Genomic DNA, 19,129 nt, shown 5'->3' with positions numbered 1-19,129 from the left:
AAAAGATGCAAACAGTACTCAGAGCAGGAATAATGGTGATGCTGCTGGCGATAGGAATGCGTGGAGCAGCGCAACAGAACATACAGTTCAGCCAATACGTGTTCAACGGGTTAAGCGTTAACCCTGCCTATGCAGGCTATAAAGAAGACCTGTATGTGAACGCCGTATACCGCCATCAGTGGGCCGGTTTCCCCGGCGCTCCCCGTACGGGCGGCGTGTCGATAGACGGGGTGACGCCGGCCAGTGATAACAAGGTGGGGCTGGGACTGCAGATGTTGTTTGATAAACTCGGCCCGCAGGATGCCTTGTCGCTTTACGGTTCTTACTCCTACCGGATTCCGCTGGATGATGAGGATACGCGCCGGCTTTGTTTCGGACTCGGGGGAGGCGTTACCCAGTACTCTATCGACGGTTCGGCCCTGCAATACATCGATAACGATGATGCGGCCCTTCCGTTGGGAAAGAAAAGTGTATGGGTACCGGACGCCCGCTTCGGGGTTTATTATTACACGCCGCGCTTTTATGCAGGCGCCTCCATCATGGACCTGTTTTCGCTCTATACCGATGCAACCCGCTATAGCTGGAAAGGAAACAACTATTCTACGATCCGCAAAACACAGCACCTGTATGTTACCACGGGTGCTATGTTTCCGCTGGGCGACAACCTCCAGCTGAAGCCTTCGATCCTGATCAAGGAAGATTTTAAAGGACCTACCAACGTAGACATTAACGCTTTCCTGCTGATTGGTGAAAAGCTGTGGACGGGCGTCTCTTATCGCACCGGTGTAGGCGTGTGGAACAAAACCAACCTGCAGAAGGACCTGAGTGAGCTGGACGCAGCCAGCGTGATGGTGGAATTCTACGCTACAGAAACGCTGCGCATCGGGTACTCCTACGACCTGAGTATTAATAAAATGGCAGGTTACCAGGGAGGATCGCATGAAATATCACTAGGCTTCTTAATTCCTTCGAAAAATTTCACTGTAAAGAATCCCAGGTATTTTTAACCATAGTTTACTACCCGTATGATACGTCGCACTATAATTACCATCCCGCTGTTTCTTATTGCCTTCAACCTGTACAGCCAGGAGCAGAAAAGCATGTCGCAAATGGCTGAAGCAGCCTATGCACGGCAGGAGTATGCAGAGGCAGGAGCGCTTTATAACAGGATTGCCCGCAGCAAGGGAAGTAAGATGCCGGTAGATCAGCTGATGAAGATGGCCCATAGCTACCAGGAGATCGGCTACTTTAAGGAAGCTTCGGATGTATACAAGGAAATCACGGAGCGTGCCGACCGGCCTTCGTCTGCCTATTTTGCATATGGCGAAGCGCTCCGGCAACTGGAGCAATATGATGCCGCAAAGCAGCAGTATGCGTTGTTCACCACCTCCAATGCCGACAGTCTTAAGCTAAAAGAGATAGCACTGCAGGGTTGCGACAGCGCCGTTGTATGGCTTAAACAGGCAGCACCTATACAGTTAAAGCCGGTGAAAGAGCTGAACACACAAGGCTCCGACCTGGTAACCGGCGTGGTACAGAAAGGTTTGCTGCTGATGTCAAACGGGTACCGCTCTATGGCGCTTAATAACGGGGCGCAGGCAAAACCTCCGATCGATAAACGCACGGAACAACCTTATTATAAAGCATACGTTTACCAGCAATATGCCGGCGGCAACCACGATATGTTCCTGGAAGAACTGGCGCCTGCACTGCTGGCCAAATACGATTATCATATTGGCCCGGTATGTTTGAACACCACAGAAGACACGCTCTATGCCACCATCAACATACAGGGCAAAGGGGTTCCCGTTACTGGTAAAGGACTGGTAAATGGTGTCCGCCAGCTGCAGATCTATCAATCTGTAAAAAAGAATGGCAAATGGGAAGCACCGGTACTGATGCCCGGCATCAATGTAACAGGATATTCTTCCAGTCACGCGGTATTAAGCAGCGGCGGCGATATATTGTATTTCGTATCTGACCGCCCCGGCGGACAAGGACAAACAGATATCTGGTACGCCGAAAAACAGGCGGACGGTTCCTGGGGCGCGCCGGTCAACTGTGGCAGCCAGGTAAATACCGTGGCAGCAGAAACCTTCCCCACCGTTAACGAAGACGGTATTCTTTATTTCTCCAGCAGGGGATATGCAGGAATGGGTGGTTATGACATTTACCGTGTAAAAGGCGGCAAATCCAGTTGGGAAATACCGGAGAACATGAAAGTACCTTTCAACTCCGGCGGCGACGATTTAGGGCTGATTTTGAAACGTAACGGCTATGAAGGTTACCTGGCGTCCAACAAACCAGGCAGCATGGGTAAAGATGATATCTATTATTTCTCAGACGCCGAATACTTTACCCGGATCAACCAAAGGGAAAACCCGCCGGTGATAACAGATCATACGGCCCCTCCTGTAACAGGCGATCAGCCTGGTGGAGGAAAGAAAGGACATACGCCGGAAGAAGAAGAGGATAGAAAGAAGCTGGAAGAACTGAAGTTCTTCTATGATTATAACAGCGCATCACTGCTCAGCGAATCCCGCAGGATCCTGGACCAGGTGGCGGCGGTACTGAAACGTCACCCCGACTGGAAGATCGTCATTGCGTCTTTTGCTGATAACCGCGGCTCTGACCAATATAACACTGATTTGTCGGCGTTACGTTGTTATGCGGTAATAGATTACCTCGTTAATAAAGGGATCGATTCCAAACGCCTCTACTACACCAATAACGGGGAGAACAATCCTGTGAACGGCTGTAAGGATGGCGTGCCATGTAAGGAAGAAGACTATAAGCAGAACAGGCGTTCCGAGCTGCGGATCAAATGGTAGCACTTCGCTGAACTTATAATAGTAAATATTTTAAAGCCTTCAAATCATCTCGGTTTGAAGGCTTTTTTGTATGGTATTTTGTCGGCAGGCAGGTACCGGGGTCCTTTCAGGCAATAAAGTTCCGGATAGCACTACCCTTGCGTATAAACAGATTTTCCCTGATCTGCAGCATCTTGATAACTATTGCAGGAAATCCTTGGGCAAGGTGTTGTAAATATGAAAAATTAATCTTTCATTTGTTGTGTTATGAGGGAATTTGTACCGTAGCAAGTGTTATCCCTGATATTCCCCGATCATAACAAACGTGTCCTGAACCTTTGTCTGAAGCCTTCTGCAGTTTTCAATTCGTTTTTTTTGAAGTTTGGAATTTAGATTGGAAAAAATATCGGAATTTTTTTAATCGTCAGTTAAACACTTATAATGATTACAATATTTACTGGTACTTGATTGTATGGTTATTGTAGATGTCGTTTGCCCTATATAAAAAGTTTAGTCGTCCCACAACGATTAAACCATATTTTACCCTTTACCCACTCCCGTTATGATGATACGGATAAAATGGTTATTGATTTTATTATGGGGGCTCCCTGCCTATGGCCAAAGGATGGACACTGCTGCTGCACTCCCGCAGAAAACTCACCATCGCATAGCTAAAACTATAGAAGGGCAAGGGGACATGTCTGACAGGCTAAAGCGCCGGCAACTGAAGCTGATCGCAAAACTGCAGCTAATGGAAGGCAAAGCCGGCCGGCGGTTAAAAGAAGTGGATACCATCGCAGCTATGACCTACCTGCAACAAACAAAGGACGCCTATGCAACCCTGCTGGGGAAATTGAATGGTACAAAAGAAGAAGGGCAGAGCCCATATATTCCGCGTCTGGATTCTCTTCATTGCCTGGTAAACTTTTTAGGTGCCACAGCGGAAGGGAAAGATCATTTAAATAAAGCCTTAAAAAGTATAGACGGGCTAAAAGGCGACTGGCTAAGGGGAGAAAGTGTAAAAAGTTTCCTGGCAGAAAGGGCTACGATGTTAAATAGTTTACGGGAGAAATTCCCGCAGTTAAAGGGCATCAAAGGCGCCGCGGCGAAGTACTCAAAGGAGCTTTTCTATTATAAGCGCCGCCTCGATCAATGGAAAGAGGAACTGAATACCCCCGCAGACTGGGAAGCTACGGCCTTGAAGACACTTGGTAAAGTTCCGGTATTCCAGCAATTTTTACGGGAAAACAGTCAGTTGTCATCCTTGTTTGGTATGCAGTCCAACGGGGGCCCGGATATAGCGGCAGTAGCTGTAAACGGGATGCAAACCCGCGCTACTGTGCAAACATTATTACAACAGCGGCTTGGCCCCGCGGCCGGAAACCTGGAACAGCAGCTGGCCAGTCAGGCAGTGGCGCAAGGCACAGGCTTCACAGATATCCGGAATAAAATAACCTCACTGAGGTCAGCAGGAATGTCCGGTGATGAAGCATCTGCAATGCCTGCCTTTAAAAAAAATGATCAGCGTATAAAACCCTTTCTCAAAAGACTGGAATATGGATTTGATCTGCAAACCGGCAAGCGGAGTGCTTATCAGTTTCCGGCCAGCAATGACCTGGCTGTTTCACTGGGGTACCGGTTGAACGACCGTCTGGTTACAGGTATTGGCGTGGCCTATAAATTTAGTATGGGCGAAGCATGGAACAAAATAAACTTCACTCATGATGGGATCGGCTTGCGCAGCTACCTGGACTGGAAGCTTGCGGCGCCCGGCAAAGGAAAGACCGCATTGTTGGGTAATCTCTGGATCAGCGGTGGTATTGAACAAAACCATTGGTCACGTTTTGAGAACATAGCGGAACTGAGAAGTCTCACCTGGCAAACATCAGGTTTGATAGGAGTAGCTAAAAAGATCCAATACCAGAAGAAGACGGCGAAACTGCAGCTGCTGTGGGATTTTCTACAGCCTGCCGGAAATCGCGCAGTTGTATTCCGGTGGGGATACAACTTCTGACAGGAATCATAAAGATCAAAAAGCAGGAACACATCCCTGGAGCTATATCGCCCATACCGATTTGAAATTAATAAAAGTTGTATTGATGAACGTATTCAAAACATGCCTCGGCCTTCTGACGGGATTATTAATAATGATCCCTACAAAAGAAGCGCTGGCACAAGCACCCGCCCCCTATACCGTACAGGATGGGAATACTATTTATACTGTCACGGCAACTTCTCCCCAAACGAATCCCACTATTCTGAATACGCTTCCGCTGAGAGATGCCAAAGTCGCAACGCAGTATATCGACGGCCTTGGCCGGCCATTTGAATTGGTGCAGAAGAAAGCGTCTCTCATCACGGACCCTGCCAGTCCGCTGTCTTCCACCGCCGCCGTAGACCTGGTGACCGCCAGAACATATGACGTGTATGGAAGAGAAGTATATTCCTTTTTGCCTTTTGCTGCCAATAATACGAACGGCAATACTTCTGTTTCCGATGGAAACTTCAAAAAAAATCCATTTGAACAGCAGGCCATCTTTTCCCAGGCAATGTACCCGGGAGAAACCTATTTTTATGGTAAAACGAATTTTGAAGCATCTCCCCTGAGCCACACTACGGAGGTGTATGCGCCAGGGAATAACTGGGTTGGTACAGAATCTACCACAAAGAAAAACATAACCACCAGGTACCTGGTAAATACAGTGACCGATGCTGTCAGATACTGGACCGTAACAATAGCGCCGGTGGGAGGACTGAGCACATACGCCACTTCAACTACATATCCTCCGGGAAGCCTATTCAAAACGATCCGGATAAATGAACATGGCAAGCAGGTTATTGAATTCAAAGACAAAGAAGGTAAAGTAGTGCTGAAAAAAGTGCAGCTTACGGCATCCGATGCGGGAACGGGAAGTGGTCATGCCGGTTGGCTGAACACCTATTACATCTATGATGATTTTAAAATGCTGCGCTGCGTTATACAACCCAAGGGGGTAGAACAGATCTCTCCCAACTGGTTACTGACGGATGTTACCATATTGGCAGAACAGTGCTTCCGGTATGAATACGATGCAAAGAGGCGACAGATAATAAAAAAGATGCCCGGCGCAGGCGCGCAATACCTGGTATATGACAGTCGCGATAGGTTGGTGCTCCGGCAGGATGCCATCCTGGGAAGCGGGAAATGGGAATATTTCCAGTACGACAGCCGCAACAGACCGGTTGCCAGCGGTATCTGGACCACCGCTACTACTTTTGCAGCTCACATTACCGCAGCCGCGCTCATCCCGGGTGGAACCGCTGCTAATTATCCCGCGGCAGGAACCTCCGGCCTCGAAGAGCTAAGCAGCACCTTTTACGACAACTACGATTTTCTGACCGCCACCGCTTATGCCGGGCATGGATTGAATACAGGTTTCTTTACAGGAGATAACAGTTATTTTTCTGCAGCCAGCAATACCGCCTGGCCCTATCCACAGGCCGTAACTTCAACAACCGCCACACAGGGAATGATTACCGGGGGAAGGGTAAAGGTACTTGGAACCGCTACCTGGCTTTATACGGCTACCTACTATGATAACGATGGAAGAACCATACAGGTGCAAAGTAAGAATGTGACCGGCGGCCTTGATATAGCGACTACCCAATATATATTTAACAATCAGCCGCTGATCACTGTACAACGGCAGATAATCGCCGGCGCCGGTGCGCAAACCACCATTGTGTTAACTAAACTCACCTACGACGATCTGAGCAGGCTTGTAAAAGTGGAGAAGGCTATCAGCAATACCACCGTGAATAGCGGGGCCATGACAGCCTACAAAACTATTTCGGAAATGGCCTACGATGCGCTGGGGCAGATAAAAAGTAAAAAGATAGGCATACAGCCAGGTGCATCCACACCACTGGAAACGCAGCAGTCAACGTATAACATCAGGGGGTGGCTATTGGGCGTAAACAGGGAATTTACCAACCCGGCCACACCATCAACACCGGGATCAGGTAACTGGTTTGGCTTTGACCTGGGATACGATAAGCTTACAAACGCATCCGCCAGGAATTACCTGGGCCAACAATTAAATGGTAACATCAGTGGAACTATTTGGCGTACTGCCGGAGATGGCATTCCCCGGAAATATGATTTCAGCTACGATCCCCTCAGCCGCCTGCTGTCGGCCGGCTTTGAGCAGCGAAACAGCGATGGCACCTGGAACAACAGCCTGGTCAATTATACCGTTAAAATGGGAAGCACCGGTGCAGACCCGGCTACCGCCTACGACGCCAACGGTAACATTCTCCGCATGCAACAATGGGGACTAAAATTAAATGCCAGCAGTCAGCTCGACGACCTGTCTTATACCTATCTTCCCAATACAAACCGTATACAGGCAGTTACAGACGTATTTAACGATAATACCAGTACGCTGGGTGATTTTAAGTACAACGCATCTACGAAAACTACCACCGACTATGCGTACGACGGCAACGGTAATCTTACCATCGATAAAAATAAAGGGATTACCAGCGCCATCTCTTACAATCATCTCAATCTCCCGGCTGCAATACCGGTAGCAGGAAAAGGAACCATCACTTATACCTACGACGCCTCCGGAAATAAATGGAAGAAAAGTGTGACAGAAGGCAGCACCATTACCAATACCTACTATATAAATGGAGCAGTATATGAGCAGAAAGGAACAGGCCCGCTGGTGCTGCAATCCATGGGTCATGAAGAAGGCCGCATCCGTAATACTATTCCCACAGGTGGAACCACCCTGGCATTTGATTATTTTCTGAAAGATCATCTGGGAAATGTGCGGATGGTACTTACGGAAGAAGTGAAACGGATTAATTATCCGATAGCAGGCATGGAAAACGTAACCGACAAGAATAACCTGGCGGATCCCAATAACTATATACCCTATTATTCCAACACGGATTATACCGTAACGCCTTCCGTGCGTGAATTGAAATCAAACACTTCAAATCCTCCTGCCAACGGCACCACGAATCCGAATAACTACTGGACCAAGCTAAGCAGTGTGGCCGGCGACCGGAAAGTTGGTCCCGGAATATTACTGAAAGTAATGGCCGGCGATAAAATTGAACTCCGTTGTGATATGTGGTGGCGGGGATCTGCCACCGGTGCAACACAGCAAAGTCCGCTGGCAGATATTTTATCTATCCTCGCAACCACCATTACAAGCGGACCAGGAGCCGGTAAAATAACTTTACCACAAACAGGTACCAACGGCAGCTTTTTCAACCCGGCGGTCACAGGATTTATGAGTAATAGCAACCCGGCGCAAACCACAAAGCCCAAAGCATACCTGAACTGGATTTTCCTCAATGAACAGTTTGCCTATACCAGCACCAATGGCAGCGGTGCTGAACCGCTGGGCGCCGCCGATGCCTATAAAACCTATACAAGGCTCGACGCGAACGGGAATGCCATTCCGGTATTGCAGAGCGGATATGTTTATATTTATACCAGCAACGAAAGCAATATTGCCGCGTTCTTTGATAACCTGGCAGTGAACCATATCCAGGGGCCACTGATAGAAGAAACACATTATTATCCGTTTGGGTTGACAATGGCAGGGATAAGCGCTAATGCAATAAAAGGGACGGCTTATCCGGCAAATAAACTGAAGTTTAACGGGATAGAGCATACCAATGATTTTGACCTGAATCAGTATGATGCATTTTATAGAAATTACGATCCTCAATTGGGAAGATGGAGGCAGATAGATCCTAAAGCAATTGAAGGTGAAAGCCCGTATGTTGCTATGAAAAATGGTCCTGTCTTTAATACCGACTTCCTGGGCGATACAACCGTTTACTATAATATATCCAATGGCGCTGTTCTTGGTACGGTAAATAATGCCGGCGCCATGCAGAATGTAAGAGTGGATGCGCTGGCGTATATTGCAGCACAGGGCGCGGCTTTAGCTGGCGGATATGATCTTTCCAAACAGGAGAATGCAAATCAGTTTGTTTCAGCATTTAATAATGTGCTTTCTACTTTCGATTCAAAAATAGGGACGAACCTTATTTCATTCACCACTGGAGAAACTAGACTGGAGTTTGCCGGCCAGGCGAATGCTACTAACCCGGCGGAAGGAAATGGCAACTTAAATGTTAATCAGATGTTTGATGACGGAGGACATCTCACCTTAGCAAGCTATCAGGCCATTGGAGGCCCCTGGGGTAACGGATCTCCCGAAAACGGAGCGTATACGGCAGATAATTTGCAAAACAGAGGTCCCAGGAGTGGCAACCCAAATCCAGGGATGACAAGAGATGGCGTTGGCTTTAGTCTGAATTTAAATCCGCAATTCACTACTAACAGAACCTTATTAAGGATTCATCCTGATGGAGGAAAGGTGGTTGGAACACAGGGATGCATAGGGTTACAGGAAAATGCCGACAGGTTGCTTCAGTTTAAAAGTACCATGAACCAGTATCTTCGGACTCACGATAATATCAGGGTGAATATAAATATCCTGAATAATCCCAATAACAATGGCCGTGGTCGAAGGGGGAGAGACAACGGGGAATAAAATTCAGAAAGATGAAAAACATACTTATAATAGCCATCCTGGTTTTATCAATACAGCGTAGCAACGGCCAACAACCAGTACGCTTTGCACCTGATACCGCTGTTAACGGTATATACCTGAACGATTACAGCACCACCGAACGTGTGTTAGGGAAGAGTATTTGGAATAAACAGTTTGAACAAGGACGCTCTTTACCCAGGATTGAGCTGATAAATAAATCTAAAACAGAGGTACTCCGTTTGTTTTTTCACTACGGGGGAAGTAAAAACGCGGTAGATGAATTTGAAATATCATATATCGACGGTGCTTACAAAGCGCCGAAACTGGCTGTAGTGACTAGCGACCAGTGTTTTGTTACTTCCCGCAAAATACGCCTGGGTATAACGAGGGAAGAGATTGTGAAAATATTAGGCAATAATTATAAAACCGATATAACTGGTAATACTGAGCGCCTCGTATATGTTCTGAATCAGAAATCAGGGTTTGTAAAGCGATACAATCAATACCAGTATTACATTAAATGTATTCTGAATAAGGGCGTATTGGTTAAGTATGCTTTCGGTTTTGAGTCTGAATAACATACCGCTAATCATTTTCAGTGTTAAATAATAATCCTGAGTATCTATAAAAGAATTTTCCTTATGCCTGGCTGTCTTAAACTAATCAGATCCTGCTATGCCCTTATTGTATGCGGGATACTCTATCCGCACATCGTATCCTCACAGAATACGGCCTTTGATGAAATGCGGAAAATTCCGATTACTTCTCCGGATGTGGCGTCGCTGACTAAGGCAGCAGAGTTTCCCGTTACCTATTTCAATGGGAGGCCGGAAGTATCTATTCCCATTTATACTATCCGTACGGGAGACCTGGAGTTCCCTATCAGTTTGAGCTACAACGGAGGCGGCATCAGGGTGTCTGAAGAGGCCAGCTGGGTAGGCCTGGGGTGGACGTTAAATGTGGGTGGAGTTATTTCCAGGCAGATAAAAGGAGCGGATGATGACCTGGTGTCCAATAAAACGTTTAAGCAATACTATCCGGACGCATTGGGAAACACCTATCAGGCCGGCGCCCAGGCACGGAATTTTATGTTGGAATTTAACCTGCTATATAAAGCGAATGGTCAGGCTTATACGAAGCCGGAGCTTTGCCCTTTCTTTTGCCCCGGAGATATTGATGGTGAGCCGGATCTGTATGTTTACAATTTCGGGAAATATACAGGTAAATTCACCGGGTTTTCTACTGCTGAAGTGGTGGATGTCAGTGGCAACAATATCCGGTTTGAAAAATCAGGCGGTGGAATTATCGCCACCGATCCGGAGGGTTTCCGGTACGAATTTATGGCGATAGAAATGTCGATGACGGCGGCCGGGCCTACTAAAACGGCTTACTATCTCACAAAAATCACCAGTCCGGCTAATCGTATTCTTACGCTGAAATATAAAACGTTCCGCGAGTACGTTTATCCTGCAACGGGCGCCGGCCATAGCACGGATTATACCGGTATTTCCAGTGCATTCACCAACGTGGACTATGTAACTCAAATGCCCGACCTCTCTGAAGAGTATATCCAATACCAGGCTGTTTCCATGCGGGGGCCAATGGGCATGCCCACCAATGGCGGCCTGAACAGCACTTTCAGCACCTCTACCATCAGAACGCTTTTCCTGGATAGTGTCCTTTTTGAAAATGGCGCTGTGCAGTTTATACCAGACAGCCGGAAAGATTTGTTTGGCGTAAAGCTGAATGGGATCACTGTTTTTAATAAAGCCGGTAGCGCTGTGATGACAGCGGGGTTTGACTATGATTATTTCACCGCCCGGCAGGGGAACGAATCGTATACTACCCCGAGCACACGGCCGGGAATAAAATTGCCCTATGATGAGTCTTACCGCCGGAAAAGATTAAAGCTGAAAGGTGTAACGGTAAAGGGAGAAGTATATAAATGTTATTATTACGAAGGCGCCGACGGATTTACATTACCCTACAAAAGTTCCTTTGAACAGGATTATTGGGGATATTATAACGGGGCAGCTTCAAATACCACACTGGTACCGGATTTTAAGCGATATAATTTCCTGGCTGCCATTCCGCAGGTGCTAAGGAGCTGGATAGGCGCTAACCGCGACGCAAAATTTCCACAGGCACAGGAAGGGATGCTGAAGAAAATCATGTATCCTACCAAAGGGTTGGCGGAGTTTGAATACGGCCTTCATGAATTTAACAATGCACCAGCAGATATCATTGTTAACTATAACAACGTGGGCGCATTAAATACCACAACAGGCGTTACTGCCACCACGGTGGACATAGCAGCGAACTGTTATGTGGATATAACCGTGAACCTGTTCTGTAATCAGCCTGCAGACGCAAATCCAACAGGCACAGGTTGGGACTGTTCCTGCATATTCCCGCCCTGCAGCCCCCTTAATATGCAAAATGCGATGTGGGTGACGATAGAAAGGGTGGACCCGGCCACCGGCGCGGTGAGCCCCACGGAATGGGAATATGATTTTTCCAAAGATATTGTGAGAAATCAAAGCGGCAATTTTGTATTAACCAATCAATACTTTACAGCCGGCAGATATAAATTAACGGCTAACTACCCCGACAATAAGGTAGGGGCGCCGGGTCAGAAAATGGCTTATATCTCCCTTAAAATTCCTGTTACTACAAATGTGGCTCCCTATGGAATAGGAGGCGGACTGCGTTTAACTTCCAGCAGCAGATTTGATCCCGTAAGCAAAATTACATCGAAGAAATTGTATACTTACGAACAGGGCATGATGATGCATTTTCCTACTTATTACAGTGGCCTGAAAAACCAACAGACGGATTTGCTGCCGGGCACGGAAGTTCCGGTAATAGATGAATATATCACGCACACACTTTATGCCAGCCCACGTCAACCTTACTCATTTTCTGCAAATGGAAGTCCTGTTGGTTATGGTAAAGTAAAAGAGAATTTTACAGGAGAAGCATTGGGCAGAACAGAATATCTATACAACGTGATCCCGGATAAATATCCGCATTTGTCGAACCTTGATCTTATTCCCGGCACTCCTCCTATCCCCAGCCTGGAAAATGGGTTCCTGAAAACAGTGAACTTCTATGATAATGCTAACAGGTTAGTGAAATCAGTATCCAACACGGCAGTGGTAAAAAAGACCCAAACCTTTTGGGCTTTCAAACAACGTAAGCAAATGAATTCACAAACGGTTAATACGGCAAACTTTGACATGTACCTGCACTTGTCCTTTTATCCTATTCAGACAGGCAAGCTGCTCACTGCCACCAGTACGGAAACGATGTACGATAATGTGAATACGCCCGGTATCACTACCAGCAAAACTTTTGAGTATAACGACCGCGCTTTTCTTCAATCGGAACAACTGACACGCAGCGATGGAACACCGGTTGTTAAACACTACCGGTATCCCGGCGATTTTACGGCGACTACCGGTTGGATAGGGGAGTTAAAAACCCGCAATATGATCAGTATGCCCGTTGAAGCGGTGACCCAGGTAAATGGTAAACTGGTGGAAGGAACCTATAAAACATTTGCGCTGCATGATAATATTGTAACCCCCAATGAGGTATTTGCTGCGGAAACATTAACCCCGGCAACGGTGGCCTTTATTGCGCCTTCCGGTACATTGCCGGCCGAATATAAATCCGCCGGACAACTGGACTATGATGCAAAAGGAAACCTCAATTATTCCAAATCAAATAACAATATCAGCATAGGCTATAAATGGGGCTACAATAAGATGTACCCGGTAGCAGAATGTAAAAATGCAGTTCCTTCGCAGTTTTATTATGAAGATTTTGAGGGGAACGGCCCGCTTGTCTCCAATACCAGCACGGCACACACGGGAAAAGGCGGTTACAACGGATCCATTATGCTTGCCAGCCAGTTTTCAGCCACCACAGCAGGCAGAACTTACCGCCTTTCTTATTTCAAACAGAATGGAACTGTCTGGGAACATATAGATCAACCATATACCGGGCAGTCTTTATCGGGTGTAGTGGATGATATCCGCATCTATCCGCAGGACGGAGAAATGACTACCTACACTTATTTGCCATTGGTAGGAATCAGCAGCATTATTACGCCCTCCGGTAATACTTCCTTTTATAGCTACGACGCGTATAACCGGTTATCCGTGATCCGCGACCAGGATGGTTATGTGATGAAAACCTTCAACTACGCCTATTCCGCTACTTTAGGTCAGGATAATTCTACCACCTATCCCAATGTAGCCATTACGCAAAACTTTTATAAACAGTGTACCACCGGTGAAGGGTCGCTGGTGCCCTATACTGTTCCGGCAGGAAAATATACAGCAGGATCCCCTGAAGAAGCAAATGCCCTGGCTCAGGCGGAAATCGATTTGCAGGGGCAGTCAAATGCCAATACCAATGGAACCTGCGATGTTGGACTGGCCATTACAAGTATTGTAAACGGGCCTGGAACTACGTTTACCGTCAACTTTACCTGCCCTCCCGGTATGAACTTCTTTATCAATCTTTTTGCTAAAGATCCCGTTACCGGAAGGCCATACAACGATAGGCCATTTGTTGTTCCCCTGGGCTCTACCAGCTTTACAGGCGACATCGCAAAGGGTAAAACATGGATATTCTCTATCACCGCAGGAGGAACCAACTTTCCCTCCGGGATAAGCTCGGCAAACGTCAGCTTTACTTTTCCATAATCACGTAAATAATAAAAGGGGGGCAGCCAGGGTATCCGTGGTTGCCCCCCTTTTATTATTTACGCCAATGTGTAATATTTTGAATACTTTCAGCAACTAATAATGCAAACGCTGAAAAATGAAACTACAATCCCTTCTTACAATACTGCTGTCTTTAACTTTAAGCGCCGCCTTTTCCCAAACAGAAAGCCCGGGAAGCAGGTATATATCGGCAAAGTTTGAAAAGTATTACAACAACGGTCAGTTTGATAGCATTTTTGCTACATTTTCTGAACAAACAAAAACCGCTTTGCCGTTAGATAAGACAAAGGCATTTCTCACCAATTTGAAAAGCAACTACGGGAATATCATAAAGCGCACATTTTTGGAATACCAGTCTTCATTTGCAGTATACAAAACAGCGTTTGATAAAGGAGTCATTCTTCTTAACATTTCAGCCGACAAGGATAGCGCTATTAACGGGTTATATGCGAAGCCATATGTGCCGGATACATTACCGGTATTGCCGCGGAATATCACCGCCATGCACCTGCCTTTTAAAGGAGAATGGACGGTGTTCTGGGGCGGGGATACAAAAGAATTAAACTATCACGTAGCGGTTAAATTCCAGAAGAATGCATTTGATATCGTAATTAATAACCCGGAAGGGAAGAGTTTTAAAACCAATGGGAAAACAAATGAGGACTACTATGCATTTGGACAACCCCTCATTGCGCCATGTGATGGGGAGGTGGTTTTAGTGGTAGACGGCGTTAAAGATAATGTGCCGGGAGAGTTAAACCCCATGTTTGTTTCGGGCAATACTGTTTTGCTGAAAACCAAAAACAAAGAGTATGTTTTCTTTGCACACTTTAAGCAGCATTCAATAAAGGTAAAACAAGGCGATGTAATAAAACAAGGGCAGTTAATTGGACTATGCGGTAACTCAGGAAATTCCTCTGAACCTCATTTGCATTTTCACCTTCAGAATGTGGAGAACACCAACCAGGCAACCGGTGTAAAATGCTATTTTGAAAAGCTCGACGTAAACGGCGTTGTAAAAACAGATTATTCACCCATTAAGGGTGATAAGATAAGCGAAACCAGGTAATCTATAAAAATAATTCTTATGGATTCTTCATTAAAAATAACATTGTGGCATCAGTTCGGCGCATCTATTGATATGCTCGAAAATGCGTTAACTTTTTGCCCGGATGAACTATGGGATACCCCTGCTAAATTCTGGTATATAGGGTATCATACTTTGTTTTTCCTGGATTTTTATTTGTCTGATGAAACACCGATGGAAAAGGACTTTTTACCACCGGCGCCATTTACGTTATCTGAATTTGGCACAGGGATGCCCGAACGGGTATACGATAAAACGGAATTGCTGACATACCTCCGGTTTGGGCGTGAGAAGTTACGGAATCTGCTGACAAGGTTAACTGCTGAAGAGATTTTAACGAAGCGGTTTGTTAGTGAGTACAAGGATTATAGTATATTGGAAATACTAATTTACAATATGCGTCATGTGCAGCACCATACCGCGCAACTGAACCTGTTATTGCGGCAAGAGGTAAAAGATGCACCGGATTGGGTATCCGCAACAAAAGCAAATTTAGCACTTTAAAGCAGCAGCCATTATAAATTAACATACCTGGCAATCAGGATGATAAAATACTTGTTTCCAGGTATTGCCGGGGGTATTCAACCAGCATAACTTTGCGGTATTAATTAACCCAATACACGCAAAGAGATGAAAAGGACAACACGGATTTTTTTTAGTTTGTGCCTGGTAATGGTGGCAGGTCTGGCATTTACAGGCTGCGGCGGTAAAGACGATCCTGCACCTGATAATAAAAAAGCAACCTTTAAATTTACCATTACTGTAGCAGGCGCTGATAATCAGGATCAGGTGGATGTTCGCGTATCCGCAGGGAATCATGATGCCAGCCAGTATGGGTCGCCTGTTTGGAAAATAAACGGGGTTACCCAGGGAAATGAAAATGTGATGATACTCGATATTGATAATTTTGTGGGAGGCGTAAAAACATATGTAGTTGAAACCGTTAAGCCGTATAATTTTAGTGGGTTAAGTGTAGGTGTCGTGAATAACGCCCAGGCTCCCGGCGCGGTAACGATCAGTTATAAGGCCGAAGTAGATGGTCAGGTGGAAACGAATGTACAAAATGTGGCGACTGCTGCCAGTCAATCTTATAACAAAGAATATACTTACGTAGCAAAATAATTTTTCATTGCGGTTGACGTCAATAAATCCAGGGAACGCCTTACATGGGCGTTCCTTTTTTTTGTGACAAACCAGGGGGTTACTTCTCCGATACTTCTCCGATACTTCTCCGATACTTCTCAGATACTTAGGAGTCGTGTATATGTTATAGTCCCCATATACTCCCCATATAGTCCGCCTGTACTCCCCCTATAGTCCCCATACTGTTCTTATACTGTTCCCATACTCTAATAATACTCTCATGATACACTTGTCATACATTCCCCATACACTATGGCCGTTTCCGGGTCGCCCGATTCCGGCATAATCCGGCAAAAAGCGGCAAAAGCGGCATATTTGTTTTTTTCTGTTCCCTTCTGTGAATATTTTTGTGTTGTACTTCCTGGCGTAACTGATCCTTTGCAATTTTTCGGGTGTTGGATAACTTTTTTATATTTATAACAGGTAACAGGTTAATCAAAACTAAAAGAAATTAAACATGAAGCGGCATATTTTTATTATTATTTTTTTGATGATAAGCCTGGTTTCCTGTAAATCGAAGAAGGCAACGGAATTCAGAGAAGCAATTACTCAAAAGGAGAGGACTGCATTCCAGATTTTGGTAGGCAAAAAAGGCCCCGAGGAAGAGAAGTTGATATGCCTGGTAAATAACGATTTCAGTGGAGCCCTGCGTGCGGTAGACAAACAGGAGCAGGCATTTGACAGTATCATCCGGGAGATAACCGCATTACCGGCAGAAGGGATCAGCGAAGGTACCGCATTAAAAACAGCTGCCATAAACTATTACGTGTCCGTTAAAGATTTGCAGGTATTTGACCGCAGGATAATTGCAGCCCAACAAGCCATACACCAAGTCAATGCAGACCCGATAGAGAATGCGCAGGACAAACTATTATTGCTGCAAAAAGAAAAACTGACGATGTCCGGAGTAAGGAATGAAAAAAGAGCAGCGCTCCAGGAGGCCCTTGAAAAATTCAATAAAGCAAACGATTTATAAGCGCCTGTAATCCAGGTGAAAAGACCGTTGTACCCAAGTGGACAGATTCATGAAAACCCGCGCTGTGTCCGGAATATGGTCATTGTTAACATTATTTTAATATTACTTTCATTTCAACATAACCCCTCCGTACTATGTTTGCATACATCTTCTAAACACAGAAAAATGTGAGAACGTTTTCGGAAAAGACCCTAATCTCGCTGCTCAAAAACCAAAATATCCCTGCATTTAATGAGCTCTATTCTCGTTATTGTAAAGAGCTTTATGATGCCGCCTATAAAAGACTCCTTTCTAAAGATGATGTGCAGGACATTATCCAGGATATTTTTATTTCCATCTGGAACAATGCAGAAAACCTCGACGAAAACCTATCACTCCGGCCATATCTGTTCAAGTCGCTCAAGTACAAGGTGATAGACGCCATTTATAAGAACAAAAGTAATGCACACTTATCCTTAACCGATATCGGCGAAATTGATTTTATAAAGGAGAGCCATGATCCCCTGCTCGCCAAAGAACTTGAAACGTTCTTAAATAATGAGATCGATAATTTACCGGTGAAAATGAAACAGGTTTTCCTGCTGAGCAGGAAACATTACCTCCCCAATGATGAAATTGCCAAACAACTCTCTATATCTTCCCAAACTGTTAAAAACCAGATCTCTATGGCACTCAAAAGATTGAGGGAGTCGCTGGAAAATGCTAATATTCTCTGATCCGCACATTAAGGAATTGTTATCTCCCACCTGCCTCATGGTACTTCACCCTGTTTAAAGAGAAGTAGATAGTATAAAGGCAAACTTGTGGATCTAAACGAAAAAAAAATCAGGGAGCTGCTAGGTCAGTATTTGAATGGTACACTATCGCCAGAGGAGAGCGAACAGGTAGAGGCATGGTATTCATCTTATGATATCAGCGATCCTGCTTCACCAGCATTTTCTACTGAAAAGGAAGAGGAAGAAGCGCATCGCGCCATTTTAAAAGGTATTCATGGTAAAATAAATTCCCAGCCGCAAAGAACACCGGTAAGAAGGATGGGCAATAGGATAAAAATAGCAGCGGCAGTAGGACTTGTTTTGATTTCAGCAGGACTCACTTTCTTTCTTAGCAAACCAGGTGGTAAACAACAACTGGCTGCTGTTATAGATTCGGCTGCCACGAATACGATTGAAGTGGCCGAAGGTAAAATGAAGCTGGTGGAGCTGTCGGACGGTACTAAAATATGGTTGAATGCAGCCACGAAATTCAGTTACCCGAAGCAGTTTTCAGAGAAAACAAGAGAAGTTACCCTGCTGGAAGGTGAAGCTTTCTTTGATGTGGCGCACGAAACTAACCGGCCGTTTATTGTGCACAGCAAGGGCCTGAGCACACAGGTGCTGGGCACTTCTTTTAATATTGACGCCTATAATTTCTCTAAATGTGTGAGAATATCAGTAGCCACCGGTAAGGTTGGCGTGAACCGTGGCAAGGAAGTGATTGGATTTTTAACCCCTAACGAAGAGATTCAATATAAACTGCTGTTGAATAAATCTATCAAATCCACCAGCGATGGAAAAGCGGTGAGCTCCTGGCGGACAGGCATTATTGTGCTTGATTATGTTGACTTTGAGAGCCTTCAGGCAATTCTTTTTAATAATTATAACTACGTATTGAAAACAGGCAAACGGGATTTAAATCATCTTCATTTTTCGGCAACCATCAAAAAAACAGACCGTATTGAAGATGTGATGAAACTCCTGAGCTCCATTAATAAAACCAAGTTTTCTATTACCGACAAGACAATCGTAATGTATTAATAACCCGGTGTAATCCTG

The 19,129-nt window shown here is 45.5% G+C and carries 12 protein-coding genes; all 12 read left to right on the top strand.

The window, feature by feature from the left end; all coding sequences use genetic code 11:
- Positions 1–5: 5 nt before the first annotated feature.
- The 12 genes from AB6805_RS01705 to AB6805_RS01650 all read left to right on the top strand — a co-directional run bounded on the left by AB6805_RS01705 (position 6) and on the right by AB6805_RS01650 (position 19,111).
- Positions 6–1,007 (top strand): type IX secretion system membrane protein PorP/SprF, encoded by a 1,002-nt coding sequence (locus AB6805_RS01705; protein ID WP_370907737.1) that lies wholly within the window; start codon positions 6–8, stop codon positions 1,005–1,007.
- Positions 1,008–1,025: 18 nt separating this feature from the next.
- Positions 1,026–2,831, top strand: a complete 1,806-nt coding sequence (locus AB6805_RS01700) for an OmpA family protein (protein WP_370907736.1) — start codon at positions 1,026–1,028, stop codon at positions 2,829–2,831.
- Positions 2,832–3,372: 541 nt separating this feature from the next.
- On the top strand, positions 3,373–4,824 hold the full coding sequence (locus AB6805_RS01695) for a hypothetical protein (RefSeq protein ID WP_370907735.1): 1,452 nt from the start codon (positions 3,373–3,375) through the stop codon (positions 4,822–4,824).
- Between the two features lie 133 nt (positions 4,825–4,957).
- Positions 4,958–9,373 (top strand): DUF6443 domain-containing protein, encoded by a 4,416-nt coding sequence (locus tag AB6805_RS01690; RefSeq protein ID WP_370907734.1) that lies wholly within the window; start codon positions 4,958–4,960, stop codon positions 9,371–9,373.
- 11 nt (positions 9,374–9,384) lie between these two features.
- Complete coding sequence (locus tag AB6805_RS01685; protein ID WP_370907733.1) at positions 9,385–9,951, top strand: hypothetical protein; 567 nt, start codon at positions 9,385–9,387, stop codon at positions 9,949–9,951.
- 63 nt (positions 9,952–10,014) lie between these two features.
- Entirely contained in the window at positions 10,015–14,088 is a 4,074-nt protein-coding gene (locus AB6805_RS01680; protein ID WP_370907732.1) for a DUF5977 domain-containing protein, read from the top strand.
- Between the two features lie 118 nt (positions 14,089–14,206).
- Positions 14,207–15,178, top strand: a complete 972-nt coding sequence (locus tag AB6805_RS01675; RefSeq protein ID WP_370907731.1) for a peptidoglycan DD-metalloendopeptidase family protein — start codon at positions 14,207–14,209, stop codon at positions 15,176–15,178.
- A gap of 18 nt (positions 15,179–15,196) precedes the next feature.
- Entirely contained in the window at positions 15,197–15,700 is a 504-nt protein-coding gene (locus tag AB6805_RS01670) for a DinB family protein (protein WP_370907730.1), read from the top strand.
- A gap of 126 nt (positions 15,701–15,826) precedes the next feature.
- Complete coding sequence (locus tag AB6805_RS01665) at positions 15,827–16,318, top strand: hypothetical protein (protein WP_370907729.1); 492 nt, start codon at positions 15,827–15,829, stop codon at positions 16,316–16,318.
- Positions 16,319–16,796: 478 nt separating this feature from the next.
- The gene (locus tag AB6805_RS01660) at positions 16,797–17,315 is read left to right on the top strand and encodes a hypothetical protein (protein ID WP_370907728.1); all 519 of its coding nucleotides are present in this window, start codon (positions 16,797–16,799) and stop codon (positions 17,313–17,315) included.
- A gap of 167 nt (positions 17,316–17,482) precedes the next feature.
- A complete protein-coding gene (locus AB6805_RS01655) occupies positions 17,483–18,031 on the top strand; it encodes an RNA polymerase sigma factor (protein ID WP_370907727.1) in 549 nt (182 codons plus the stop codon).
- A gap of 87 nt (positions 18,032–18,118) precedes the next feature.
- Positions 18,119–19,111 (top strand): FecR family protein, encoded by a 993-nt coding sequence (locus AB6805_RS01650; protein ID WP_370907726.1) that lies wholly within the window; start codon positions 18,119–18,121, stop codon positions 19,109–19,111.
- Positions 19,112–19,129 lie beyond the last annotated feature (18 nt).

The sequence above is a fragment of the Chitinophaga sp. RCC_12 genome, assembly GCF_041360695.1.
Classification (GTDB): Bacteria; Bacteroidota; Bacteroidia; order Chitinophagales; family Chitinophagaceae; genus Chitinophaga.
Note: the sequence above shows the minus strand (reverse complement) of the source record. Positions and strands in the feature narration are given on the sequence as shown.

Bases quoted from the DNA above. Each gene is read 5' to 3' on its own strand.
- AB6805_RS01705 (WP_370907737.1), top strand. From the start codon at position 6: ATGCAAACAGTACTCAGAGCAGGAATAATGGTGATGCTGCTGGCGATA.
- AB6805_RS01690 (WP_370907734.1), top strand. From the start codon at position 4,958: ATGATCCCTACAAAAGAAGCGCTGGCACAAGCACCCGCCCCCTATACC.
- AB6805_RS01700 (WP_370907736.1), top strand. From the start codon at position 1,026: ATGATACGTCGCACTATAATTACCATCCCGCTGTTTCTTATTGCCTTC.
- AB6805_RS01670 (WP_370907730.1), top strand. From the start codon at position 15,197: ATGGATTCTTCATTAAAAATAACATTGTGGCATCAGTTCGGCGCATCT.
- AB6805_RS01665 (WP_370907729.1), top strand. From the start codon at position 15,827: ATGAAAAGGACAACACGGATTTTTTTTAGTTTGTGCCTGGTAATGGTG.
- AB6805_RS01675 (WP_370907731.1), top strand. From the start codon at position 14,207: ATGAAACTACAATCCCTTCTTACAATACTGCTGTCTTTAACTTTAAGC.
- AB6805_RS01695 (WP_370907735.1), top strand. From the start codon at position 3,373: ATGATGATACGGATAAAATGGTTATTGATTTTATTATGGGGGCTCCCT.
- AB6805_RS01685 (WP_370907733.1), top strand. From the start codon at position 9,385: ATGAAAAACATACTTATAATAGCCATCCTGGTTTTATCAATACAGCGT.
- AB6805_RS01660 (WP_370907728.1), top strand. From the start codon at position 16,797: ATGAAGCGGCATATTTTTATTATTATTTTTTTGATGATAAGCCTGGTT.
- AB6805_RS01680 (WP_370907732.1), top strand. From the start codon at position 10,015: ATGCCTGGCTGTCTTAAACTAATCAGATCCTGCTATGCCCTTATTGTA.